Source organism: Haemophilus sp. THUN1692 (assembly GCF_059704395.1).
The window spans coordinates 216,918-242,781 of sequence record NZ_AP046579.1 but is presented as its reverse complement, the minus strand read 5'-3'; the positions used below and the strand labels follow the sequence as shown (position 1 = coordinate 242,781).

The window sequence follows — 25,864 nt, the reverse complement described above, 5'->3', positions numbered from 1 at the left end:
TTTAGTATGCAACAAACTCGTCGTGAATTTTTAAAAAATATGTCGCTTATGGGCGCAGCTTGTGCAATGCCAAATTGGCTTGTCGCAAAAACACTCGAAAATGAAGATATTACACAATGGAAAATAACTGGCTCACATTGGGGCGCCATTCGTGCCAAAGTGGAAAATGGCCGTGTCATTGATGTAAAACCTTTCGAGTTAGATAAATATCCAACGGAAATGATCAAGGGTATAAAAGGATTAATTTATAGTGAATCTCGTATTCGCTATCCAATGGTACGCTTAGATTGGTTAAAAAACAGGGAAAAAAGCGACCGCACTTCTCGTGGTGATAATCGTTTTGTACGTGTTACTTGGGATGAGGCGTTGGATTTATTCTATGAAGAACTAGAACGTATTCAGAAAAATTACGGCCCTTGGGCATTACATACAGGTAATGTAGGCTGGCGTTCAACGGGTCAATTCCATAGCTGTGGTAATCACATGATTCGCGCAATTAGTATGCATGGTCATAGCGTAAGCACCGCTGGTGACTACTCGACTGGCGCGGGGCAAACTATTTTGCCTTATGTGTTAGGCTCAACAGAAGTTTATTCACAAGGCACTTCATGGGAAGTGATTTTAAAAGAAAGTGAAAATATCATTTTCTGGGCAAGTGATCCTGTGAAAAATTTACAAGTAGGTTGGAACTGTGAAACCCACGAAGCCTATGCTTATTTGGAACAACTCAAAGCAAAAGTAGCGAATAAACAAGTAAATGTGATAAGTATTGACCCAGTAAAAAGCAAAACTCAAAATTATTTGAACTGTGAAAGCCAATACATTAATCCACAAACTGATGTGCCGTTTATGTTGGCGCTTGCCTATGAGCTTTATACAAAAAATCTGTACGATAAAAAATTTATTGATACTTATACCATTGGTTTCGAAAAATTTGTCCCTTACCTATTAGGTGAAACAGAAGATAAAGTTGCTAAAACCCCAGAATGGGCAGAAAAAATTTGTGGAATTTCCGCAGATCGTATTCGTGAATTTGCAAAAATGTTGGCTGAAAAACGTACTCAACTTATTTTCGGTTGGGCGATTCAACGCCAACAACATGGTGAACAACCTTATTGGATGGGAGCCGTTCTTGCTTCAATGCTTGGTCAAATTGGTTTACCAGGTGGCGGCATTAGCTATGCTCACCACTATAGTTCAATTGGTATTCCTGAATCTGGTGCAGCAATGCCTGGTGCATTCCCGCTTAACTTAGATGAAGGTCAAAAACCAAAATACGATAACACAGATTATAAAGATTATAGTGCTGTATTGCCTTGCGCACGTATTACGGATTCCTTATTACAACCAGGGAAAACCATTAACTATAATGGCGGAAAAGTTGTTTATGCACCTTATAAAATGGCTATTTTTACTGGCTGTAACCATTGGCATCGTCATTCTGAACGCAACAAAATGAAAAAAGCGTTTCGAGAATTAGAAACCATTGTCTCCATCAATTATAGCTGGACTGCAACTTGTCGTTTCTCTGATATTGTCTTACCAGCTTGTACGCCATTCGAACGTAACGATATTGATGCTTATGGTTCTTACAGCAATCGCGGTGTCATTGCGATGCAAAAACTCGTTGATCCACTTTATCAATCTCGTCCAGACTTTGAGATCTTCAAAGAACTTTGCCGTCGTTTTGGTAAAGAAAAAGAATATTGTCGCAATATGGACGAAATGGAATGGGTTCGCAGCCTTTATGAAGATTGTCGTAAAGAAAATCAAGGGAAATTTGAAATGCCAGCCTTTGATGAATTCTGGAAAAAAGGTTATGTGATGTTCCCAGAAGGTAAACCTTGGGTTCGTCATGCTGATTTCCGTGATGATCCAGAACTTCATGCGCTAGGTACACCATCAGGTTTCATTGAAATTTACAGCAATAAAATTGCGTCTTTTGGTTATGAAGATTGTAAAGGCCATCCAATGTGGTTTGAAAAAGCAGAACGTTCGCACGGAGGACCTAAATCCAACGAGTTTTCTTTCTGGCTACAATCAGCTCACCCAGATAAGCGCTTACACTCTCAATTGTGTGAATCAAAAGATCTGCGCGAAACTTATAGTATTCAAGGACGTGAGCCTTTATTTATGAATCCGCAAGATGCACATAAATTAGGTATTCAACACGGAGATCTTGTTCGTGTATTTAATGACCGTGGTCAAGCGATTGTGGGTGCACATTTATCAGATAACTTCCCAAGTGGCGTTGTGCGCTTGCAAGAAGGGGCTTGGTATTCACCTGAAAGCGCAGAAATTAGCGCGATTGATACCTATGGCGATCCAAATACAATGACATTGGATATTGGAAGTTCTATGCTTGCCCAAGCAGTTTCAGCCAATACATGTTTAGTCAATATTGAGAAATTCCACGGTGTTGCACCAAAACCAAACGGTTTTACTGGAGCAATTGAGAATGCTTGATTTAACTAACCAAGAACGGCAATTTATTTACCAATGGATAGGCTCTCTGTTAAGCAGAGAGCTGACTGAGGAACAAATTGTCAATTATCAATCGGGTGGTTTTGATAGCCTTTTTGAATTTCTAGATGAACTAGGATTTCAAGAAAAAACAACGAAAATTAGCACCGCACTTCAACCACAAGATTCTTTGCGTTTAGAGTTGGCAGCGGATTTTACTCATTGTTTTTTACTTGAAGGCAAATTAAGTGCAATTCCTTATTTATCAGCTTATCTAGAAGGGCAAGCATTAGATCAAGCATTGGCACTAGTCGATAATTGGATGGCTCATTACCAAGTATCAATTAATCGAGATCATAATGAACCAAGCGATCACATTAGTATTTTAATCAGCATTTTAATAAAGCTGATTGAAACAGGCTCTCATGCAGAACAGCAACAATTTATTAACGTTGTACTGCTCAGTTGGATACCTCAACTACTTGAGAAAGCAGAAAAAGTGCCATTGAAAACAGAATTCTACCCTGCATTAATTTCATTATTAGTGGAGTTTTTTGAGAAAGAATTTTAAGAAAAAAGGGCGTATATCTACGCCCTTATCTTATAATTTTATGCCAATTACACATTCACCATAATCCGTGAGATTCGACCTTCTGCAATTTCTTCATCACGAATAGTCATTACTTCACAACCAGTTTCTGTCACAACAAGTTGATGTTCATATTGTGCTGAATGACTGCGATCTTTGGTTTTTACTGTCCAACCATCTCCCATAACACGCACTTCTTTTTTACCCGCGTTAATCATTGGCTCAATGGTAAACACCATGCCAGGTTTTAAAATCACACCACCATCATCTGCATAATAATGCAATACTTGAGGTTCGCAGTGAAATTCCGTACCGACACCATGTCCGCAATATTCACGCACAACGCTGAAAGTTTGACTTTCAGTATATTTTTGCACGGCTTTACCTATTTCATTTAAACGAATACCTGGTTTTACTGTGCGCAATCCCACGTATAGTGCTTCCTGTGCAGCTTCCACTAATTTTTTACTACGAATATTCGTTTCGCCGCCCACGATATACATTTTTGAGTTATCACCAAAATAACCGTCTTTAATCACCGTGACATCAATATTCACAATATCGCCATTTTTAAGCACTTTCTCGTCACTTGGAATACCGTGACAGACGACTTCGTTAATGGAAATACAGGTAGCCTTTGGGAAACCATGATAATTCAAACAAGCGGGAATAACCTTTTGTTCATTCACCATATATTCATGGCAAATTCGATCAAGTTCACCAGTAGTTACACCTGCTTTTACGTAGGGTTCAATCATCACCAGCACATCCGAAGCCAATTTGCAGGCCTCACGTAGTTTTACAATTTCTTTTTCTGTTCTAATTGGAATAGCCATTTTATTTCACCTTTTTTGAAAAAAAATTTTGCTAGATTATAGCACGATTTCTAGGAAAAAACTGGATTACACTTGAATGGAGTAAATGGTTATTAGATAATAACGGAATTCAAATTTTCGGGAAGCGGGAAATAATTATGACAGATAACATTGCAGTACCATTGACATTTACTGATGCAGCAGCAAATAAAGTAAAAAGTTTAATCAGCGAAGAAGAAAATATTAATTTGAAATTACGCGTGTATATCACGGGGGGGGGCTGTAGCGGTTTCCAATATGGTTTTACTTTTGATGAAAAAGTGAATGAGGGCGATTTAACCATTGAAAAATCAGGGGTTCAACTTGTGATTGACCCAATGAGTTTACAGTATTTAATCGGTGGTACCGTCGATTACACAGAAGGTTTAGAAGGTTCACGCTTTACTGTAAATAATCCAAATGCTACCAGCACTTGTGGCTGTGGTTCATCCTTTAGTATCTAAAATGGATTTTCAATTTACACATTATCAAGGCAATATATCCGTAAAATGTTCGATGGAACACATTGCCCTTGCTAACTGGTTCAATACTGAAGTGCGGTCAAATCCAAAGGCGATTTTGACCGCACTTTCTACTGCGCAATCACTCTCTGAAAATCAAGAAAATATCTTAATTGGCGCAGAATATACATTGTTTTTAGATGCTGATGAAGTAATGGTTCGAGCGAATAATCTCGCCATTGAAACAGATGAAATTTTGGAAGATGATTTTCATTATTATGATGAAGAAAGCATTGCTTTTTGTGGCACGCAAGATTTTATCCATTTCCTCAAAGCTTATGTTGATTTTATCTCTTAACCGACTATGACCACCGAAAACGTTCAAAAAAATCCCGAAGAAAAAACACCTAAAAAACGCCGTTCTTTCAAACGCTTTCTATTAAAAGTCGCGTTTACTGGTGCGATATTAACCGTGTTTTATGGCGGATATTTAGATTGGCAAATCCGTTCAAAAATGGATGGGCAAATTTGGCGTTTGCCCGCTGAAGTGTATAGCCGTATTGAAAGTGTGAAAATTTCAGATAATCTCGTTTTCGATGAAGTGATTCAAATTTTATTAGATAACGAATATCGCCAGACAACCATGGTAGCCGCACCAGGCGATTTCAAATTGGAAGATGATACCATTGTGGTTCTTCGTCGAGCTTTCCCTTTCCCTGATAAACCAGAACCACAACGAGTTTTACGTTTACGCTTTGTCGATAACAAACTTAATCGAATTGAAGATCTCGTTGCAGTAAAAGCTATCGATGAGTTTCGCCTTGCGCCAAAATTGATTGCGATGTTGGAATCTGATAATGAAGATCGCCTTGCAATTCCTTTACAAAATTACCCGCGCTTATTAATTGATGCCTTAATTTTAACGGAAGATCGCCGTTTTTATGATCATCATGGTATAAACCCAGTGGGGATTATACGAGCATTAATTACCAATATCCGTGCGGGACAAACGGTACAAGGTGGTAGTACACTCACGCAACAACTCGTGAAAAATTTATTTTTATCAAGCGAACGTACGATTACCCGTAAAGCGAACGAAGCCTTGATGTCACTGGTGTTAGATTGGCGTTATGATAAAAACCGTATTCTCGAAACCTATCTTAATGAAATTTATCTCGGACAAAATAGCGATACGCAAATTCACGGTTTTGAGTTAGCTAGCCAATTCTATTTTGGCCGTTCAATTCGTGAAATTAGCTTAGATCAAATTGCACTTTTAGTTGGGATAGTCAAAGGCCCTTCACTTTATAATCCTTGGCGTAATCCTCAGAATGCCTTAGAGCGTCGTAATGTTGTTTTAAAGCTCATGCTTGAACATAAAATGATCGGTGATGAACTTTACCAATTATTAAGCCAACGACCTTTAGGTGTTCAACAAAAAGGACAAATCTCCCGTAAATATCCGTCATTTATTCAAACTTTACAGGCGGATTTACGTCGTGAACTAGGCGAACATAAAATATCCAGTTTACTTGGCGCGCGTATTTTCACTACGATGGATTTAAAACAGCAAGCCCAAGCAGAAAATGCAGTGGTGAATACAGTTTCACAACTACAACTGAAAACGAAAAATCCATATTTAGAAGGTGCCATGATTGTTGCGGATTACCGTGTGGGTGAAATTCGTGCGGTAGTGGGGGGGTTGCAAACGCAATATGCAGGTTTTAATCGCGCATTAATGGCAAAACGTCAGATTGGTTCTTTAGTTAAACCATCAATTTATTTGACCGCACTTTCGAATCCAGAACAGTTCCGTTTAAATACCCCAATTAATAACCAGCCAATTACGATTAATGTTAAAGGTAGCCCGCCGTGGCAGCCGCGCAACTATGATAAAAAATATAGCGGTTCGGTGATGTTAATGGATGCCTTAGCGCGTTCTTTAAATATTCCAACTGTAAATATTGGGATGAAAGTCGGCTTGAGCAAAGTCATTGATACACAAAAAGCGATGGGATGGGATAATGTGGAAATTCCAAAAGTGCCCGCTATGTTACTCGGGGCTTATACCATCTCACCTTATGATGTAACTAAACTTTATCAAACCATTGCGAATCAGGGTGGCCGAATTGACCTCACGACCGTCGATACCATTACGGATCGTCAAGGAAATATCATTTATCAACATGATAAAACCGCAAAACAAGTGGTACCACAAGAAGCCGCATTCCAAACGTTATTTGCGATGCAACAAACTGTTGAACGTGGTACAGCTCGTAGCTTGCAAAATGATTATGCGGATTTACGTTTAGCTGGTAAAACAGGGACAACAAATGATGCGCGTGATACTTGGTTTGTGGGTATCGATGGAAAAAATATCAGCACGGTTTGGCTTGGTCGCGATGATAATGGTGAAACAAAACTTACTGGTGCATCAGGCGCATTACAGATTTATAAAGATTATTTAAGCCATACTTATATTGAAAAATTGAAGCTAAATAAACCCGCGAATATGAAATGGGTTGGTATTACCCAACATGGCAGCTGGGATTGTGACAGCAATCGAGTGATCCCAGTTTGGGTGAATAATGGGCAAAATTTCTGCGGAGGCACATCAACAACTTCTCCATCACCAACTACTCCACCAGCTGAAACAGAAATCGCACCTCGACAAGAAAGCGTCTGGGATGTATTGGATAACCCAAATCCACCCGCTCAATAATTAATCGCGGTATATTTCTAATAATAAGCAAATATTTTGAAGAGAAAAAACTACACATCCCCTGAAATCTCAGGGGATTTTTTTATTTCTTTAAAAAATAGCAAACGTTTGCTTTAAAAGTGCGGTACAATATGCGCCAGTTTTTACTTTCATACAGGTGCAAAACGATGACACAACAACTCCCTACTCTAAGTCTAAAAAAAATCTATTCAGGTAAAGTACGTGATCTCTATGAAATCGATGATAAACGCATGCTAATGGTTGCTTCTGACCGCTTATCCGCGTTTGATGTTATTTTAGATGATTCCATTCCACGAAAAGGCGAAATCCTAACTCAAATTTCCAATTTTTGGTTTAACAAACTTGCTCACATTATGCCGAATCATTTCACTGGCGAGAGTGTTTATGATGTATTTCCAAAAGAAGAAGCTGATTTAATCAAAGAGCGCGCTGTAGTGTGTAAACGTTTGAATCCCATTAAAATTGAATCTATCGTACGTGGCTATTTAACTGGCAGTGGTTTAAAAGATTATAAACAAACTGGTACTATCTGCGGATTAAAATTACCTGAAGGCTTAGTTGAAGCCAGTAAATTACCAGAACCTATTTTCACTCCATCAAGTAAAGAAGCCGTTGGCAATCACGATATAAATATCAGCTATGCAGAATGTGAAAAACTCATCGGGGCTGATTTAGCTGCACAAGTAAAAGAAAAAGCTATCGCACTTTATACTTCGGCTGCAAAATATGCACTGACTAAAGGCATTATTATTTGCGACACAAAATTTGAATTTGGTTTAGATGAAAATGGCACGCTCACCTTAATGGATGAAGTATTAACACCAGACTCTAGCCGTTTTTGGTCTATCGATACTTATCAAGAAGGGATTAATCCTCCATCATTCGATAAACAATTTGTACGCGATTGGTTAGAAAATAGCGGCTGGAATAAACAAGCGCCCGCCCCAAAAGTGCCAGAAAATATTATTCAGAAAACGGTTGATAAATATCAGGAAGCACTGGATTTATTAACAAAATAGAGATCAAAATCCCTGCTATTTAAAGCGGGGATTTTTATGCATGATGACAGTTAAAGATTTTTAGTCTAAATACATAAAAGGCTAGACAAACATAAAAAGTACGGTTATATTTAAATGACTTTTTATTCAAAAAAATGATTAATTATTCAATCTAAATTATAAACAAGGAAAAGATATGTCAAATACAATTCTACAACACTTACCTGAAGGACAAAAAGTCGGTATTGCTTTCTCTGGCGGATTGGACACCAGCGCAGCATTACTTTGGATGCGTCAAAAAGGTGCGGTGCCTTATGCATACACCGCTAATTTAGGTCAACCTGATGAAGATGATTACAGCGCAATCCCTAAAAAAGCAATGGCGTATGGTGCTGAAAATGCGCGATTAATTGATTGTCGTGCTCAGCTTGCTCATGAGGGCATTGCGGCAATTCAATGCGGTGCATTCCATATTTCTACAGGCGGAATTCCTTACTTCAATACGACTCCACTTGGTCGCGCTGTAACCGGAACGATGCTCGTTGCAGCAATGAAAGAAGACGATGTAAATATTTGGGGGGATGGCTCAACATTCAAAGGGAATGACATCGAACGTTTCTATCGTTATGGTTTATTAACAAACCCAAATTTAAAAATCTATAAACCTTGGTTAGATGCGCAATTTATTGAAGAACTCGGCGGCCGTTTCGAAATGTCTCAATTCCTTATCGAACATGGTTTTGACTACAAAATGTCCGTTGAAAAAGCCTACTCGACTGATTCCAATATGCTGGGTGCAACCCATGAAGCAAAAGACTTAGAACAATTAAGCACAGGCATGAAAATTGTTAAACCAATTATGGGTGTCGCATTTTGGGACGAGAAGGTAGAAATTAAACCCGAAACAGTAACCGTCACGTTTGAAGAAGGCGTCCTTGTCGCATTAAATGGTAAACGTTTTGATAATGCAGTTGATATTATTCTAGAAGCAAATCGTATCGGTGGTCGTCATGGTTTAGGGATGTCTGACCAAATCGAAAATCGTATTATTGAAGCAAAATCTCGTGGTATTTATGAAGCGCCGGGGATGGCATTATTGCATATTGCTTACGAACGTCTAGTAACCGGTATTCACAATGAAGATACCATCGAACAATATCGTATTAATGGTATCCGTTTAGGCCGTTTGTTATACCAAGGTCGTTGGTTTGATCCGCAAGCATTAATGCTGCGTGAAACAGCACAACGTTGGGTGGCAAAAGCAATTACGGGTACGGTAACACTTGAACTTCGTCGTGGTAACGACTTCACTATCTTAAATACCGAATCACCGAACTTAACCTACGAAGCAGAGCGTTTAAGTATGGAAAAAGTGGAAGATGCGCCATTTGATCCAATTGATCGTATCGGTCAATTAACAATGCGTAATTTAGATGTATCGGACACCCGAGGCAAACTTGGCATCTATGCACAAACTGGTTTATTAAGCGCAATTAAAGATTCAATATTGCCACAATTAGGTAAGAAATAAGATAAAAGTGCGGTGAAAATTGACCGCACTTTTCCGCTTATAAAAATGGCTACTTCATGTAGTCATTTTTTATTCACTCATCTTTTCTAATTCATCTTGAGAAAATGCTTGTAGCTTATGGATTTCATTTTTTGCTTTGTCAGAAAGCACTTTATTATCCTTTAGCATCTGTTCTGAACGCGCCATAATAAAACGTAAATAATCATAGTTTTGTGTTTTTTCAAATAAAGACTGTGCTTGATACATATCAGCAAAATCCTTATTTGCTTGGGTAAGCAACATTTTTGCCCAATTAAAACAATTAGTGCTAATGCCAATGCAATTACAGTGCCATAGCCATTTGTTGGGTAATAAAGTAATCCGCCTATAATAAATAATCCTGAAACCAGTCGAGAACTGTTTTTAATATAAGTTTCACTGGGTGGTGCTTGGATAAGTTCGATAATTTCATTCAAATTCACCATAAAAAATAAGGGCGTTATCATCGCCCTTATTATTAGCTTTCTCAAGGATTATGCAAGAATACCAGCCCAGTAACCTAAAATCCCCACGCCAAATAAACCGAAGATAATCACCATTGCATTCACTTTTTTACGTAATAAATACATACATAAGAAAGTCAGTAATAAGGCTAATAAACCCGGAAGTAGATCATTTAATACGCCTTGCAAGGTGACAACAACTTCTTCACCTAATTGGTTTTTATAACGAGTAAGTTCTAATGGGACATTAATACTTGTCCATTTAGAAACCAACGAACCCATGACAAAGAGACCAAGAATAGAAGCCCCTTGAGTGATTTTTTGCAAACGTCCACCGCACATATCGGAAACGATTTCAGTGCCTTTTTCATAACCATATTTGAAACCATACCAACGAGTGACAGCACGGATCACATTGATTAAGATAAAAAACAATAATGGACCTAAAATGCTACCTGTTAAGGCAATTCCAGCACCAAGTGCGGCTAAAACTGGGCGTAAAGTTCCCCAGAAAATAGGATCGCCTACACCAGCTAGTGGCTCCATAAGTCCGACTTTTACACCACTAATTGCCGCATCATCCACATCTTTTGCACCATTCGCACGCTCTTGTTCCATTGCGGCAGTTACGCCCATAATTGCAGACCCAACCCACGGTTGAGTATTAAAAAATTCAAGATGGCGTTTGAGTGCCGCAGCTTGATCTTCTTTTTTGCTATATAGGCGTTTGATTGTTGGAATCATCGAAACACAGAATCCCATTGATTGCATACGTTCAAAGTTAAACGAACCTAAAAGGAACGTTGAACGGAAATAAGTACTTAAAATATCACCCTTTGTAAGAGTTACTTTTTGTTCTGACATAATGCGCTCCTTATAGACCTTCTAATTCGTTATCAGCAAGTTTTCTTTTGCTTGCCACTGGCATTGCGACTTGGTTAAAACGCGGATTTAATTGGATATAAAGCATGGCTAAGCAAGTACCAAGAATACCCAATCCAACTAAGTTGTAACTAGTAAAGGAAGCAATAACAAAACCAAGGAAGAAGAATGGCATTAATGCACCCGCACGCATCATATTAATCACCATTGCATAACCTACTACGACGATAAATCCACCCGCAATTTGTAAGCCACGAGTAATCACTTCAGGAATTGCATCTAATGCGCTAGTTACGGCATCCGTACCTGCAACTAAACCAACCGCTAATGCAGGAATTGCAACACGCAATGCTTGTAAAGAAAGCCCTGCAAAATGGCAAAGTTCAATCCCACGGAAATTAGCTTATTCGGCAAATTTATCCGCTTTATGTTGTAAGAAGATGGTTAGTGTACGTACGAAAATAGTAAGCACCTGACCTGCAGCAGCAACCGGCACCGCGATAGCAATCGCCGTACCCACAGATTGACCACCCTTAATAACAAGAATCGCAGAGATCACACTAGCAAGCGCGGCATCTGGTGCCATAGTAGCCCCAACGTTCATCCAACCTAGTGCGATCATTTCTAATGTACCGCCAAGGATAATACCAGTTTCAAGATCGCCTAATACCAAGCCAATCATAGTACAAGCAAAAAGTGGACGGTGGGTTTGACGCTCATCTAATACGCTCCCCATACCGCAAATTGCCGCGACAAGCACGACTAAAATGAGTTCCATTGTTGACATAAAATGCGCTCCTAGAATTTAATTGAATCAAGTTTTTCGCGAGTAAGTTCAACAGGCTTATTTGCTGCCACTTTTTGAAGGGAAAGCTTCACGCCCATATCAAGTAATTTTTTGAATGCAGCGACATTAGATGGATTCACTGTGACTGCATCAGAAAGCTGTTTATTGCCTTCTTTATGCGTCATTCCGCCCACGTTAATGGTATCAATACGCAAACCACCTTCGATTAAACGCACGGCATCTTCTGGCTTGGTTACAAGCATTAAAATATTACGGCTCGCATATTTTGGATTGTTGTAAACCTTAATCGCTTTATCCACAGGAATGACATAGGCTTTCAAATGTGGTGGCGTAATTTGAAGAAGCAATTCCTTACGCAATTCATCATTTGCCACGTCATCACTAATAGCAAAAATGGCTTCGCATTTCACTGCTTTTGCCCAAGAAGTAGCGACTTGACCATGAATTAAACGATCATCAATACGCAGTAAGTTGACACTCATACGTCCATTAGGATCGTATTGAGTATTATCTTCTTCGCTTTCTTGTTCTTCTTTTGCTTCCTCTTTTGGAGTTTCAGGTTGAGCGAAAGAGGCAAGATCATCTGGTTTCCGATAACTTTTCACCGCCATTACGCCAACTTCCTTGGCGACATCGGCAAGTGCTTCCGCTGATTTTGCATCATCCTTGGCATCTAATACTTCTAATAACATTGGTAAACTTACGCCAGTGACAATATCATCTTGAGGACGTTTTGCCGCTACTCGGGCTGCCGCGTTATACGGGCTACCACCAAATAAATCTACCAAAAATAACACGCTATCTGATGGCGAGCATTCAGCAATAATAGCCTCATACTTTTCCACCAAGGTGTCTTGCCCTTCTCCTGGAACGAATGTTACACCGTGGAGTCCTTCCACCTCACCGAACACCATTTCAGAAGAATTGACCAGCTCAGCAGCAAGCTTGCCGTGAGCTGCAACGATTACTTGAATCATTGGATACTCCTAAGGTTGAAATAAATCGTCAAGAGCACAGAGTAAACGGTTGCCTAACTCAAGATAATTATAAGTGCTTGTACCATTAAAATTGACATACATCAATTTTTCAGGACAAAAAAAGCATTGCAAACGGAATAATTTGGCGTGCATTATTGCTTAATTACACATCAGAACTTTTGGATAAAAAGTGCGGTATAAACTAAGAAAGTTTTTAAAAAATAAGAAAAAAGAACGGTGAAATTTGATCTACCCCCAAAAGTTAGACTAAACAAACCAACAATTAAAGTTCAGATCAAATTTCACCGCACTTTTTTATGACTAATTACCCGCTAAACCATCTCTAATCCGTTTTTCAAACTGATCATAATCCACTAAAAATGCATCGTGTCCATAATCTGATGGGAATTCGTAAAAATGTAGATCGACTCCACTTTGTTCTAAAAGCTGTTTACTTTTATAAAGGTCAACTGGCTTAAAAAGCTGGTCCGTTGTCACAGAAACCAACGTATAGCAAGCTTTAATGCGTGATAATGCCTCTTTGACATTTTCATACCCAATGCTTGGATCATACATATCCAACGCACGTAACAAATGCAAATAACTATTGGCATCAAAACGTTCTAAAAATTTTTTACCTTGATAAGAAAGGTAGGATTCAACTTGAAAATAGTCGCCCCAAAAACTGCCATCTGATTTTGTTGCTCGCCCAAATGCTTTTGCAAGCTGTAAATCAGTACGGTAAGTCAACATACCTAGCATACGAGCAATAGATAGCCCTTGATCCGGCGGTGTACCATCATAGTAATCGCCACCATTAAAATTAGGATCATTAATTACCGCTTGACGCATAACATGGTTAAAGCCTATGGCTTCCGCACTAAAATAAATGGATGAGCAAAGATTCACGATATTATCCATAAAATCAGGATAATCAATCGCCCATTGATTCGCTTGCATACCGCCAAAAGATCCACCAATAATAGCTTTTAAATGGCTAATGCCAAGATGATCAAGCAAGGCTTTTTGTACTTTGACAATATCTTGCACGACAATATTAGGAAATTGGCTACCATAAGGTTTACCCGTTTGCGGATTAATTGATGAAGGCCCAGTTGTTCCCTTGCAACCACCTAAGACGTTCGAGCTAATAAAAAAATAACGATCCGTATCCAATGCTAAACCTTTGCCCATAAAATTCTGCCACCAGCCATCTCGACCATCATCAAAATAAGGCTCAGCATCGCCAGTCAAAGCGTGACAAATTAATACTGCATTATTTTTTTCGGCATTGAGCGTACCATAAGTTTGATACGCGACATTGATATGGGAAAGCTTGCCACCAAGCGTCATGGTTAAAGGCTGTGTGTCAAAAAGCACTACATTTTGCACAGACATTGGAAACCTATTGTAATAATGAGAATGGCACTTAAACTATCAGTAAGTCAATTAGGTTGTCAAGAAACTTTAGCCGTCTAAACGGCTAAATTATCGCACATCAATGCAATTCACAAAATCCATCAAATTCCCCTTGAAGTGCGGTCGATTTTTCATTATGTTTACCGCTATGCTAGTAAAAAAATTCTCCCCAAAATTCACCGCACTTTTTCGCACACTACTCTACGCAATCTTTGCATTGATTATACTTTGCTTGCTAGTTGATCGAGGCGTAAGTTTTTACGTGCGTGATAAAGTATTCACGAATATTGATGAACTCCCCCCTCGCGCATATGCTCTTGTGCTGGGCACATCAAAATATATTATTGGTGGAAAACCCAATGCTTATTACGAGTATCGTTTAGCCGCAGCAAAAGAGCTAATCAATCATCAAAAAGTCAATTACCTTTTATTAAGTGGCGATAATCGCACTGTTCAATATAACGAACCAAGAGCAATGTTTCGTGATTTACGAAAAATGGGCGTATCTGAAGCCTCTATGTTCCGTGATTTTGCTGGTTTCCGCACGCTAGATTCCGTTATCCGCGCAGATAAAATTTTCCAAGTGCAAGCATTTACGATTGTCAGCCAAAAATTTCATTGCGAACGCGCACTTTTAATTGCCAAAGCACATGATATTGATGCAATTTGTTTTGTAGCAAAACAACCTGAATTACCTCTATCTACTCGAATAAGAGAAGTTTTTGCGCGTATAAAAGCGGTTTTGGATTTGATATTAGGGGTTGAGCCTTATTTTTTGGGAGAGCCTCAGCCATTACCAAACAGCGCCACATTATAAATATTGATCTAAATCATATTTCTTCTATTTTTTAAAATCACACTAATCTAAACTTGTTAAATAAACACAAACTGATTAAAATATCAGCCGATAAGGAAAATCCTGTTTTATGCTAAAGGATTTACTTTGATTGTCATTGAACTCACAACTTTGGTAGGTTAACTTATGAAACAAGAATCTCAAAAGCAAGCAAGCAAAATTGTAAAAAAAACTTCTTAGTATTCTAATCTCTTCTGCCCTTTCTACTACCTATTATTCACTTAGTACAACTCCAGCCTACGCAGCTTTAACAGAAAATATTATAACAGACACCACGCTTACTGGTGAAACAGATACTCTTCCAGATAATAAACAGCTTTCTGTACAAAACGGTGCACATTTAACATTAAAAGGCGAAGAAACCATAAATGAAACAATTACAGGAGACGAGATCGTTCCCTTATATGTAGAAGGTTCCAAACTAACAGCTGAAACGTTAAATATCAATGTCACCCCTAGTGACAAGGCAACAAACAATCGCCCTAAAGGAATGATTGTTCGTGGTAATTCAACTGCCGAGATCAAAAACCTTAATATCAATGTCACAAAATCCAATCGTGAGAAAAATACAAGCCAATCAGCTGATTCTGACGCGGCTTATGGGCTGGCTGTAGGGTATAACTGGAATGGGGGGAGTAATACTGGTAATGCTCGTGTTAATGTAGAAAACGCAAATATTACAGTAAATAATACAGCAGATACTGTAAGAGGGAATATACTGGAGTTCCTATTCCTGGTGGAAAATTTGAAACTGGCTATCAATATTTTGGTATTAGAGTATATCGTTCAACAGGTTCAACACCAGAATTTCATTCTACAGGAAAAGTAGATATTAAAGTTTCTGATGTGAGTGCAAATAAAGTTGCAGATTATATGGAGGGGCTTTACGTGTCAGGTAATGATGCTAAGGCTATTTTAGACGGGGATACAAATATCAGTGTCACAGCAAATGGTATTAACTCTGCAGGTATTAAAATCGGGAAACCTGGCAACGGAGATGCTGGTAAAAATGCGACGGTAGAAGCTAATGGAAAATTAACCGTAGATACTACTTCAATTAATGGAACGACTCTTGCGAAAGGAAAAACTTATCGCGGTTCAGGTGCGGTACGTTTATTTGATGAAGACTCAAAATTCACTATTACAGGTGAAAAAAATAAGAATGAAGCTTCTGAAATTCGAGCCAGTACAAATGCTTTAGTTTTCGATACTATTGATTATGAGAATCTTGGGGAAGTAAAGTATCTATTTTTTAATTTTCACGAAATGCTTACGAGAGGTAAAGATAATAAAAACAATCAGGTTAGCTTAGTTAATACCAAACTTTCTACTAAATCGGAAACCGATAGCCTTATTCTTGCCAATGCCTGTTTTAAAAAAGATGGACAACTTCTTTCTGGCGCTAGAATATTAGGAAAAGAAGGGATATTAAAAAGTCGTTTTAATTGGGGAGCTTTTAACGTATCTAATGTGACATTTAAACTTTCAGGCAACAAATCCACCGCCACCGCTGCGCCAAAAGGCTGGGCGGTATACGCTAAATCAGAAGAAATTGACGAAATCAATAAAACCGCCGAAGCCCATTCAGAACTTACCGCCACTTTTAGCGATGGTGCAAAATTAACAGGTCTTGTTCATCAAGATATTGGTTCAAGTTTAACAATGAATGTGGATAACAACGCCGTTTGGACGTTGAAGAAAAAAGACGATTTAGGTTCAGACAAGCAACGTTCTACATCAAAATCAGTCACACTTAGCAAAGGTGGTATATTAGATGCTGGAAGTAATCCAGCCGATGAATACATTATCAAAGTATCATCAAATGGCGCTGATAAAGATGGAACATTCACCAATGATCACGGTATCATCACTCTAGCCAATCAATCCTATGCAGACAAACTCACCATTGAAGGGAATTATGTTGGTAAAGATGGTGTGTTAGAAGTAAACACCAAATGGAATACCCCAGGTGATTATCTCGGCACAAATTCAGAATCAGATTTATTAACGATTACAGGTGATGCCTCTGGTAATACGACTGTCAAAGCTATTAAGACGGATGGAACTGAAGATGTTATTGATGGCTCAATCGGCGAACTTGCCGATCGCTACAAACGTAGTGTCCCTGTTATTAAAGTTTTAGGTGCTGACAGTGGAACAGAAGGCAATGAAATAAATTCTACGGATGCAACCAAACCTTACGCTTACAATACACGTTCAACCTTTACTGGTACAGCAAAAACCACAGGGGCAGGAGAATTACAATTAGTTTCACATAAAGATGACAATGGTGTAACAGAATACTTCTGGACTTTAACCACACCAAATAAAGATAAAACCATCATCACGCCAAGCTCACTGGCTTATACACTCGTTCCCCGTCAAAACTTGGAATTAGGCTATACAATGTTGGATACGCTTCATCAACGTCGTGGCGAAAATCAAAGCCTTTCTTGGGATAAACAAGGCAATTATTGGCAAGATGTGGAAAAACAATCTTGGGGGCGAGTGATTGGCAAACACCTCAAACTCGATGGCAAAGAACGTTTTGGTTTAAAAACCAATATGTACGGTTTCCAAGTTGGGCACGACTTTGATGTCAAAACCAAACAAGATGACGAGGGCAAACTCACTCGTCGTTTTACTGGCTTATATCTCGGCGCATTACGTTCTCATAGCAAATTCTATGATGAATACCGTGCGAAAAATGGTGTCGTGATTGCAGATAAATTAACTTCTCGCGTAAAAACCACCGCACTTAATCTTGGTGTAACCGATACACGTTACAATGAAAATGGCACTTACATTGACTGGGTGGGGCAACTCTCTTGGTTAAATAACCGTTATTCATCGGTTGATGGCACAGGTGCGAAAAATCACGGCTGGGGTGCTGCCCTTTCAGTGGAAACTGGTCGTCCTTACGCATTAGGTAAAGATAAAACCAACAACGGGGATAGTTGGATTTTAGAGCCACAAGCACAACTTATTGCACAATACTTGCGCTTAAATGACTTTAACGACGGCACTCGTGCAGTTTCGCAAAAAGGTTATGGCCTGCGCGGTCGTGTTGGTTTCCGTTTGGCGTATAACAAACCAAATGATAAGCAACGCACTCGCACCTATTATTTCATCGGTAATATTTGGCACGATTTTAAAGCAACGGGCAATGCATTAATTGGTCGTGATAAATTAACCGAGAAATTTGACCGCACTTGGTGGGAATTAGGCTTAGGCACTCAATTCTCATTAAGTGAAAACACTTACCTTTATGCGGACGCTCGCTACGAAAAATCCTTCGATAGCAACCGACACAAAGGTTACCAAGGCACCGTGAGTGTGAAATATTCTTGGAAATAATCTTCTAGAAAAAATAAGGGCTGATTTTAAATATCAGCCCTTTGTTTTAATGATAAATTTTATTCCACCACAGACCAAAATTCGGCTACGGTGTGGAAAGATCCAAAGACTAAAACCACATCATTTTTTACCGCACTTTTGAGTGCTGTACGCACCCCATTCATAACAGAATTATCTGATGTAGATTGAATATATGGAAAATGGCTTTTCAGTTTTTCTGCTAGTTCATCGCCTGACTGCCCGCGATAACCGCCTAAGGTCACACAATGCCATTCATCAATAATAGGTGTTAAATGCGCAAATACCCCATTTGCATCTTTGTCTTTGAGCATCCCACATACGGCAATCATTTTGCCCTCAATGTTGCATTTAAGTGCGGTCAATTTTTCAGATAAATATTTAGCAGCATGAGGATTATGCCCCACATCAACGATGATTGTTGGCAAGATTTCAACTGATATGCCAAGATAATCCGCTAATTTTTCACGTCTATCTGCTTTTATTGCTTGAAAACGACCAACCAGTTCAACCTCTTGCAAAGATTTTCGCAAAGTCTGTTCTGAAATATCAAAAGGTAAACATTGAACAGCAGCAAGAGCCGTTGCGGCATTCGCCAATGGAATCTGACAAAACGGCAAATTTTCTAACCGCACTTTTTTATTTTGCCATTGCCAATTTTTAGCATTTTGCTCAAATGACCAATCCACATCGCGTCGAGAAACTTGGCAATGTAATTTTTCAGCTTGCTCGAGCATTGTTTGTGGCACATTAGGTTCGCCAATCACGACAGGGCAATTTTCGCGGAAAATTCCTGCTTTTTCAAAAGCAATGTCCTCTCTGGTATCCCCAAGAAAATCGGTGTGATCAATATCGATGCTAGTAATCACAGCAAGATGGCTATCCACAATATTGGTCGCATCTAAACGTCCACCCAACCCCACTTCTAAAATAACCACATCTAATTTTGCTTGCTTAAATAAATGCAAGGCAGAAAGGGTGCTAAATTCAAAATAAGTCAGCGATTCTGTTTTGTTTTCATTAATAAAAGTAAAAGAGGTGGTGTGTGCTTCATCGGGTAAATCTTGATTTTGAATGCGTACTCGCTCGTTATAACGTAGTAAATGAGGCGAAGAATACACGCCCACACGTAATCCGTGATTAAGCAGAATCGTTTCTAACAAACGGCAAGTCGTGCCTTTACCATTCGTCCCCCCCACTGTTATCACATAAGGGGCAGGATGAAGTAAATCCAATTTTTCTGCCACGGATTTAATGCGATCTAAACCAAGATCAATCGGTTTAAAATGATTTTTTTCTAAATAAGAAAGCCACTCAGCGAGTGGCGAAGTGGCTTTAAGTTGCATATTATTCATCTTCTGAAATGAGTTCAGACTCTACAAAAGGAGAAGGTTGATTCGTTAATTTACTCAGTACACTTGCCAAAGTTTTACGCATTTCTGAACGTTTCACAATCATATCAATTGCCCCTTTCTCAAGTAAAAACTCACTACGTTGGAAACCTTCTGGCAATTTTTCACGCACGGTTTGTTCAATAACACGTGGACCTGCAAAACCAATTAAGGCTTTTGGTTCAGCAATATTTAAATCCCCTAACATCGCAAAACTGGCTGATACGCCGCCTAAAGTTGGATCCGTTAATACTGAAATAAATAGCACGCCTTTTTCACGCATTTGGGCAAGCACCGCGCTAGTTTTTGCCATTTGCATTAAAGAAAATAAGGCTTCTTGCATACGCGCCCCGCCACTTGCAGAGAAACACACAAATGGACAATTCATTTCGATTGCTTTTTCCGCCGCTTTAACAAATTTTGCACCAACTACAGAACCCATTGAACCGCCCATAAAAGCAAAGTTCGATGCAGCCACAACAATTGGCATATTATAAAGCGTACCAGTCATGGTAATTAACGCATCTTTTTCACCCGTTTCTTTTTGCGCCGCACTGATACGATCTTTATATTTCTTTAAATCTTTAAATTTTAAAATATCTTTTGGTTCTAAATCTGCCGCAATTTCTTGGCTTGAACCTTCGTCCAATAATTTTAATAAACGCTCACGTGCGTCAATGCGCATATGATGACCGCATTTTGGGCAAACATAAAGATTACGTTTGAGTTCTTCACTATAAAGTACTTGTTCACAAGAAGTACATTTTGTCCACACGCCTTCTGGCACATTTGCTTTTCGAGTAGAAGAAGACGGACTTTTACTAAAAATTCGGTTAATCCAGCTCATTTTCGACCTTTTTATTGACTAAAAAATTCTGCGTATTAGACCATAAATTTGCAGAATTTGCTACTTGTAAGGCGTTTTTGTACTGCTCCGATTTCCTTTAGAAACTTTCAATAAATACGAGAAATAAATCCATGATTGAACATTTTTTTTATTTCTTTGTCTCATAGACCACGTTATCTGAAATCTATTTTGGAGTATTTTATGAAAAAAACACGTTTTGTATTAAGCAGTATTGCTCTCGGATTAAGTGTCTTGAGTACACCATTTGTGGCTCAAGCCGATTTACCAAGCTTCATTTCAGAGCAAAATAGTTTGGCACCGATGTTAGAAAAAGTTCAACCTGCAGTGGTGACACTTTCTGTTGAAGGAAAAGCAAAAGTTGATTCACGTTCTCCTTTCCAAGACGATATTCCAGAGGAATTTAAATTTTTCTTCGGTGATCGTTTTGCTGAACAATTTGGTGGTCGCGGTGAATCAAAACGTAACTTCCATGGTTTAGGTTCTGGTGTCATTATTAATGCAAATAAAGGCTATGTTTTAACGAATAACCATGTTATTGACGGGGCTAATAAAATTACCGTGCAATTACAAGATGGGCGTGAATTTAAAGCAAAATTAGTAGGTAAAGATGAACAATCAGATATTGCATTAGTTCAACTTGAAAAACCAAGTAATTTAACAGAAATCAAATTTGCTGATTCCGATAAATTACGCGTAGGCGATTTTACTGTTGCAATTGGTAATCCATTTGGTTTAGGTCAAACTGTTACATCAGGCATAGTTTCTGCATTAGGTCGCTCAACTGGCTCTGATAGCGGTGATTATGAAAACTATATTCAAACTGATGCTGCTGTAAACCGCGGTAATTCAGGTGGTGCATTAGTCAACCTAAATGGTGAACTCATTGGTATCAACACCGCGATTATTTCGCCAAGCGGTGGCAATGCAGGAATTGCCTTTGCGATTCCAAGTAATCAAGCAAACAATTTAGTGCAACAAATTTTAGAATTTGGTGAAGTACGCCGAGGATTGCTTGGTATTAAAGGTGGCGAACTCAATGCTGATTTAGCCAAAGCCTTTAATGTAAGCGCACAACAAGGCGCATTTGTAAGTGAAGTATTGCCGAAATCAGCCGCTGAAAAAGCTGGCATTAAAGCGGGGGATATTATCACGGCGATGAACGGTCAAAAAATCTCAAGCTTCGCAGAAATGCGTGCAAAAATTGCAACCTCAGGTGCAGGAAAAGAGATTAGTTTAACTTACTTACGCGATGGAAAATCTCACGATGTTAAAGTGAAATTACAAGCGGATGATGGAAACCAACTTTCCTCTAAAACAGAATTACCTGCGTTAGATGGCGCGACATTGAAAAACTATGATGCAAAAGGCATCAAAGGGATTGAAATCACCAAAGTTCAACCGAACTCGCTTGCTTCGCAACGAGGTTTAAAAGCTGGCGATATTATTATTGGTATAAACCGTCAACTGGTTGAAAACACGGCTGAATTAAGTAAAGCACTTGATGATAAGCCATCGGCTGTAGCCTTAAATATTTTACGTGGAGACAACAATTTTTACTTATTAGTACAATAATTCTTCCACCTAATATATAAACAAAAAGTCCGATCATGATGATCGGACTTCTTTTTTATGAAGCAATTGCTTTCAACAAATCTACCACAAATTCTAACCGCACTTTGTTATCAGATAAATCTTTCATGAACTTAAATTTTAATGGGCCATCAAATCGATACACAATAGGTTCTTTTTGGATTAATTGAATAAATTTATCTGGATTCACTTGTGCTTTTGGTGAAAACTCAATGAAACCGCCTTGCGTTCCTGCATCAATTCGCACAACTTTCAACGGCTCAACCAACAAACGCAATTCTGCAATTTGCAGTAGATTTTTTGTCGCGTCAGGCAATAATCCGAATCGATCTATTAACTCAACTTTTAACTCGTCCAACTCTGATTTACTCTCTGCGGCGGCAATACGTTTATAAAAGAATAAACGCATATTCACATCACCTAAATAATCATCTGGCAATAAAGCAGGCACGCGCAATTCAATATCCGCTTGTTGTTGCGTCAATTCTTCTAATGATGGTTCTCGCCCTTCTTTTAACGCTTTAACCGCCGCATCCAATAATTCCATATAAAGCGAAAAACCGATGCTTTCGATTTGTCCGCTTTGTTCGTTTCCGAGTAATTCGCCAGCGCCACGAATCTCTAAATCGTGGGTTGCCAAGATAAAACCAGCCCCAAGATTATCAAGATTTTCCAAGGCATCTAGACGGCGTTCGGCATCTTTTGTCATCATTTTTGGCGGTGGCGTGAGTAAATAAGCATAAGCCTGATGATGTGAACGCCCTACTCGTCCACGTAATTGATGCAACTGAGCTAATCCAAAATGATCCGCTCGTTCAATAATGATGGTATTAGCCGTTGGTACATCAATACCCGTTTCGATAATGGTTGAACAAACTAAGACGTTATAACGCTGATGATAAAAATCACTCATCACACGTTCTAACTCACGTTCTCGCATTTGTCCGTGCCCCACAATCACTCGCGCCTCTGGCACAAGTGCGGTCAGTTTTTCTGCTGTATTTTCAATACTTGCGACATCATTATGGAGATAATAAACCTGCCCACCACGTAAGATTTCACGCAAAATCGCTTCTCGTACAACAAGATCGTCATTCTGGCGGACGAAGGTTTTAATACTTAATCGACGCGCAGGAGGCGTAGAAATAATGGAAAGATCACGAATACCATTCATCGCCATATTAAGCGTACGCGGAATTGGCGTTGCCGTTAGGGTAAGAATATCGATATTCGCACGGAGCTGTTTGATTTTCTCTTTTTGCCCCACACCAAAACGGTGCTCTTCATCAATAATCAACAAACCAAGATCGCTAAATTTGACATCTGATTGAATTAATTTATGGGTACCAATCAGTATATCGACTTTGCCTTCTGCAAGGTTTTCCAGAATTTGTTTTTGTTCTTTTGCAGTTTTGAAACGCGATAACACTTCTACGTTCACAGGCAAATTCGCAAAACGATCTTTAAAATTCTCATAATGCTGTTGGGCTAAAAGTGTAGTTGGCACCAACACTGCTACTTGCTTATGATTCATCACAGCCAAAAAGGCAGCGCGCATTGCCACTTCAGTTTTACCAAAACCTACATCACCGCAAACAAGGCGATCCATTGCTTTTGGCTGACACATATCCGAAATCACTGCATTAATTGCCATTTCCTGATCATAAGTTTCTTCAAAAGGAAAAGTTGCGGCAAATTGTTGAAATTCCTCACGATCATATTTAAAAGCAAAGCCTTTCTTCGCTTCACGTTGTGCATAAACATCTAATAATTCAGCCGCCACATCACGAATTTTCTCCGCTGCTTTTTGGCGCGATTTCGCCCAAGCCCCGTTACCCAATTTATGTAATGGCGCACTTTCATCAGAACCACCGACATAACGGCTAATCAAATGTAATGAAGTAACAGGCACATAAAGTTTTGATTCATTTGCATAATTTAGTAGCAAATATTCTGCTTTAATACCGCCTGTATCTAACGTGACCAAACCGCCATAACGCCCCACACCGTGATCAAGATGCACAACGGGCTGCCCTATTTTCAACTCAGCAAGATTGCGCACTAGCGTGTCAGGATTAATTGTTTTACGTTTATCTCTAGAACGTTGTTGAACGCGCTCGCCAAGTAAATTAGCTTCACCAATAATCGCAACAGGAAGCGATTGTTCAATTATAAAACCTTGTTCAAGAGAGCTGACTAACAAGCTAAATTTTTCATTTTCAGCCTGTTCCAAGGATTGAATTTGTTTTGGCTTGAGTTTTAACGGTGAAAGCAAATCAAGCAAAGTCTCTCGGCGACCTTCCGTCTCCACGGAAAACAGTACATTTCCTTTAAAATGCTCAATAAATTGGCGGAGTTGTCCCAATGGTTCTTTTTGCTGGGATTGAATGGTCACTTCTGGTAAAGCGACAACAGGTAAATTTTTCTGGCGTACCGATGACCGCACTTTTTCCGCTTTAAATGTAATACGTGGATAAGATTTCAATCGGCGATTGACTTCATCAACATTAAGCCATAATTTTTCAGGCGGTAAAAGCGGACGCATCGGATCCACTTTACGTTGTTCATAACGCTGTTTGGCATCTTGATAAAAACGCTCACCTTGCATTTGGTTATTTTCCATATCCACAAACAGCGTTTGTTCTGGTAAATAATCAAACAAAGTCGCCATTTCAGAAAAGAAAAGAGGCTGCCAATATTCAATGCCAGAAATCAAGGTACCTTTACTGATTTGCTGATAAATATGTTCTGGATCACGACGAATTTCACCAAAGGTTTCACGAAATTGCGCACGGAAAAATTCAATCCCTTTATCATCCGTTGGAAATTCGTGCGCTGGTAAAAGGTTAATCGATGTAATTTCATCAAGAGTACGTTGCGTATCCACATCAAAAGTGCGAATTGAATCAATTTCATCATCAAAAAAATCGAGACGAAAAGGCACCGCACTTCCCATTGGGAAAAGATCCAACAAAGCTCCACGAACAGCGTATTCACCATGTTCTAATACTTGCTCCACCGCACAATAGCCTGCAGCTTCTAATTGTAAGCGCATTTTATCAATGACCAAGCGATCGCCTTTTTTAATCAGAAGCACATTGTGTTGTAAATATTGTGGCGGGCAAAGGCGTTGCATTAATGTCGAAATCGGCAATAAGAAAATGCCTTTTTTCGCATTTTGTAAATGGAAAAGCGCACTTAAACGAGAGGAAATAATTTCTTGATGGGGAGAAAACGTATCATAAGGCAACGTTTCCCAATCAGGGAAAAGGCATACATTTTGACTGCTTAATTCCGATAAAACACGTGATAAACGCACCGCACTTCGTGTATCTGGAGTCACCACTACGGTTAAATTTTGATTTTGCTCTGCAATTTCACTGATCGCCAATGCATCAGCACCCGGTAATACATTGCCTAAAATTTTGTGATCATTGGGTTGGATAGGAATATCAGGTTGGAAAAAAGCCGTTTTCATAAATATAAATAATGCGCCAATCTTGTATAAAAATTGACGCATAGTGTACTGGAATTTGACTTATTTTTCAACAAATTTACTGTTTAAAAAAACAGTTAA

18 protein-coding genes and 2 pseudogenes are annotated in these 25,864 nt (G+C 39.0%); 11 read left to right on the top strand and 9 right to left on the bottom strand.

What is annotated here, in order from left to right; genetic code table 11:
- Positions 1-6 precede the first annotated feature (6 nt).
- Together torA and torD are read left to right on the top strand one after the other, a co-directional pair.
- Complete coding sequence (gene torA, locus AC6H0A_RS01115) at positions 7-2,466, top strand: trimethylamine-N-oxide reductase TorA (RefSeq protein WP_497512255.1); 2,460 nt, start codon at positions 7-9, stop codon at positions 2,464-2,466.
- Positions 2,459-3,034 carry a molecular chaperone TorD gene (gene torD / locus AC6H0A_RS01110; protein ID WP_005640403.1) on the top strand — a complete coding sequence of 192 codons (576 nt, stop codon included), beginning with the start codon at positions 2,459-2,461 and terminating at the stop codon, positions 3,032-3,034. Before torA ends, torD begins: the two co-directional genes overlap by 8 nt.
- A 47-nt stretch (positions 3,035-3,081) precedes the next feature.
- Here torD and map read toward each other — a convergent pair whose 3' ends face one another.
- Positions 3,082-3,888, bottom strand: a complete 807-nt coding sequence (gene map, locus AC6H0A_RS01105; protein WP_497512254.1) for a type I methionyl aminopeptidase — start codon at positions 3,886-3,888, stop codon at positions 3,082-3,084.
- Between the two features lie 137 nt (positions 3,889-4,025).
- On the opposite strand from map, the gene erpA reads away from it, so the two are divergent.
- The 5 genes from erpA to argG all read left to right on the top strand — a co-directional run bounded on the left by erpA (position 4,026) and on the right by argG (position 9,639).
- On the top strand, positions 4,026-4,370 hold the full coding sequence (gene erpA, locus AC6H0A_RS01100) for an iron-sulfur cluster insertion protein ErpA (RefSeq protein ID WP_005640399.1): 345 nt from the start codon (positions 4,026-4,028) through the stop codon (positions 4,368-4,370).
- 1 nt (position 4,371) lies between these two features.
- Positions 4,372-4,725, top strand: a complete 354-nt coding sequence (locus AC6H0A_RS01095; protein WP_044232306.1) for a YacL family protein — start codon at positions 4,372-4,374, stop codon at positions 4,723-4,725.
- Between the two features lie 6 nt (positions 4,726-4,731).
- On the top strand, positions 4,732-7,089 hold the full coding sequence (gene mrcB, locus AC6H0A_RS01090; protein WP_497512251.1) for a penicillin-binding protein 1B: 2,358 nt from the start codon (positions 4,732-4,734) through the stop codon (positions 7,087-7,089).
- 167 nt (positions 7,090-7,256) lie between these two features.
- On the top strand, positions 7,257-8,129 hold the full coding sequence (locus AC6H0A_RS01085) for a phosphoribosylaminoimidazolesuccinocarboxamide synthase (RefSeq protein ID WP_497512249.1): 873 nt from the start codon (positions 7,257-7,259) through the stop codon (positions 8,127-8,129).
- A gap of 175 nt (positions 8,130-8,304) precedes the next feature.
- A complete protein-coding gene (gene argG, locus AC6H0A_RS01080) occupies positions 8,305-9,639 on the top strand; it encodes an argininosuccinate synthase (RefSeq protein WP_497512248.1) in 1,335 nt (444 codons plus the stop codon).
- 69 nt (positions 9,640-9,708) lie between these two features.
- Here argG and AC6H0A_RS01075 read toward each other — a convergent pair.
- The 5 genes and pseudogenes from AC6H0A_RS01075 to metX form a co-directional block, all read right to left on the bottom strand.
- Positions 9,709-10,103 (bottom strand): annotated as a pseudogene (locus AC6H0A_RS01075) (hypothetical protein).
- 48 nt (positions 10,104-10,151) lie between these two features.
- On the bottom strand, positions 10,152-10,985 hold the full coding sequence (gene manZ / locus AC6H0A_RS01070; protein WP_497512246.1) for a PTS mannose transporter subunit IID: 834 nt from the start codon (positions 10,983-10,985) through the stop codon (positions 10,152-10,154).
- 10 nt (positions 10,986-10,995) lie between these two features.
- Positions 10,996-11,790, bottom strand: a pseudogene (locus tag AC6H0A_RS01065) (PTS mannose/fructose/sorbose transporter subunit IIC).
- An 11-nt stretch (positions 11,791-11,801) separates the two neighbouring features.
- Positions 11,802-12,788, bottom strand: coding sequence for a mannose/fructose/sorbose PTS transporter subunit IIA (locus AC6H0A_RS01060; RefSeq protein WP_497512245.1), 987 nt, complete (start codon positions 12,786-12,788; stop codon positions 11,802-11,804).
- A 321-nt stretch (positions 12,789-13,109) separates the two neighbouring features.
- Positions 13,110-14,186, bottom strand: coding sequence for a homoserine O-acetyltransferase MetX (metX, locus tag AC6H0A_RS01055; RefSeq protein WP_497512243.1), 1,077 nt, complete (start codon positions 14,184-14,186; stop codon positions 13,110-13,112).
- A 157-nt stretch (positions 14,187-14,343) separates the two neighbouring features.
- Between metX and AC6H0A_RS01050 the strand changes: the two genes are divergently transcribed.
- The 3 genes from AC6H0A_RS01050 (at position 14,344) to AC6H0A_RS01040 (ending at position 18,420) form a co-directional block, all read left to right on the top strand.
- Positions 14,344-15,024 (top strand): SanA/YdcF family protein, encoded by a 681-nt coding sequence (locus tag AC6H0A_RS01050; RefSeq protein ID WP_044232300.1) that lies wholly within the window; start codon positions 14,344-14,346, stop codon positions 15,022-15,024.
- Positions 15,025-15,553: 529 nt separating this feature from the next.
- Positions 15,554-15,892, top strand: coding sequence for a hypothetical protein (locus AC6H0A_RS01045; protein ID WP_253181204.1), 339 nt, complete (start codon positions 15,554-15,556; stop codon positions 15,890-15,892).
- A gap of 17 nt (positions 15,893-15,909) precedes the next feature.
- Positions 15,910-18,420 (top strand): autotransporter family protein, encoded by a 2,511-nt coding sequence (locus AC6H0A_RS01040; protein WP_005640378.1) that lies wholly within the window; start codon positions 15,910-15,912, stop codon positions 18,418-18,420.
- 59 nt (positions 18,421-18,479) lie between these two features.
- Here the strand turns inward: AC6H0A_RS01040 and folC are convergent, their stop codons facing one another.
- Together folC and accD are read right to left on the bottom strand one after the other, a co-directional pair.
- A complete protein-coding gene (gene folC, locus AC6H0A_RS01035; RefSeq protein ID WP_005640376.1) occupies positions 18,480-19,784 on the bottom strand; it encodes a bifunctional tetrahydrofolate synthase/dihydrofolate synthase in 1,305 nt (434 codons plus the stop codon).
- Between the two features lies 1 nt (position 19,785).
- On the bottom strand, positions 19,786-20,676 hold the full coding sequence (gene accD, locus AC6H0A_RS01030) for an acetyl-CoA carboxylase, carboxyltransferase subunit beta (protein WP_005640373.1): 891 nt from the start codon (positions 20,674-20,676) through the stop codon (positions 19,786-19,788).
- 201 nt (positions 20,677-20,877) lie between these two features.
- On the opposite strand from accD, the gene AC6H0A_RS01025 reads away from it, so the two are divergent.
- Positions 20,878-22,269, top strand: coding sequence for a DegQ family serine endoprotease (locus tag AC6H0A_RS01025; protein WP_005640371.1), 1,392 nt, complete (start codon positions 20,878-20,880; stop codon positions 22,267-22,269).
- Between the two features lie 55 nt (positions 22,270-22,324).
- Here the strand turns inward: AC6H0A_RS01025 and mfd are convergent, their stop codons facing one another.
- Positions 22,325-25,765, bottom strand: coding sequence for a transcription-repair coupling factor (gene mfd, locus AC6H0A_RS01020; protein ID WP_044232337.1), 3,441 nt, complete (start codon positions 25,763-25,765; stop codon positions 22,325-22,327).
- Between the last annotated feature and the right edge of the window lie 99 nt (positions 25,766-25,864).

Bases quoted from the DNA above. Each gene is read 5' to 3' on its own strand.
- torA (WP_497512255.1), top strand. From the start codon at position 7: ATGCAACAAACTCGTCGTGAATTTTTAAAAAATATGTCGCTTATGGGC.
- torD (WP_005640403.1), top strand. From the start codon at position 2,459: ATGCTTGATTTAACTAACCAAGAACGGCAATTTATTTACCAATGGATA.
- map (WP_497512254.1), bottom strand. From the start codon at position 3,888: ATGGCTATTCCAATTAGAACAGAAAAAGAAATTGTAAAACTACGTGAG.
- erpA (WP_005640399.1), top strand. From the start codon at position 4,026: ATGACAGATAACATTGCAGTACCATTGACATTTACTGATGCAGCAGCA.
- AC6H0A_RS01095 (WP_044232306.1), top strand. From the start codon at position 4,372: ATGGATTTTCAATTTACACATTATCAAGGCAATATATCCGTAAAATGT.
- mrcB (WP_497512251.1), top strand. From the start codon at position 4,732: ATGACCACCGAAAACGTTCAAAAAAATCCCGAAGAAAAAACACCTAAA.
- AC6H0A_RS01085 (WP_497512249.1), top strand. From the start codon at position 7,257: ATGACACAACAACTCCCTACTCTAAGTCTAAAAAAAATCTATTCAGGT.
- argG (WP_497512248.1), top strand. From the start codon at position 8,305: ATGTCAAATACAATTCTACAACACTTACCTGAAGGACAAAAAGTCGGT.
- manZ (WP_497512246.1), bottom strand. From the start codon at position 10,985: ATGTCAGAACAAAAAGTAACTCTTACAAAGGGTGATATTTTAAGTACT.
- AC6H0A_RS01060 (WP_497512245.1), bottom strand. From the start codon at position 12,788: ATGATTCAAGTAATCGTTGCAGCTCACGGCAAGCTTGCTGCTGAGCTG.
- metX (WP_497512243.1), bottom strand. From the start codon at position 14,186: ATGTCTGTGCAAAATGTAGTGCTTTTTGACACACAGCCTTTAACCATG.
- AC6H0A_RS01050 (WP_044232300.1), top strand. From the start codon at position 14,344: ATGTTTACCGCTATGCTAGTAAAAAAATTCTCCCCAAAATTCACCGCA.
- AC6H0A_RS01045 (WP_253181204.1), top strand. From the start codon at position 15,554: ATGATTGTTCGTGGTAATTCAACTGCCGAGATCAAAAACCTTAATATC.
- folC (WP_005640376.1), bottom strand. From the start codon at position 19,784: ATGCAACTTAAAGCCACTTCGCCACTCGCTGAGTGGCTTTCTTATTTA.
- accD (WP_005640373.1), bottom strand. From the start codon at position 20,676: ATGAGCTGGATTAACCGAATTTTTAGTAAAAGTCCGTCTTCTTCTACT.
- AC6H0A_RS01025 (WP_005640371.1), top strand. From the start codon at position 20,878: ATGAAAAAAACACGTTTTGTATTAAGCAGTATTGCTCTCGGATTAAGT.
- mfd (WP_044232337.1), bottom strand. From the start codon at position 25,765: ATGAAAACGGCTTTTTTCCAACCTGATATTCCTATCCAACCCAATGAT.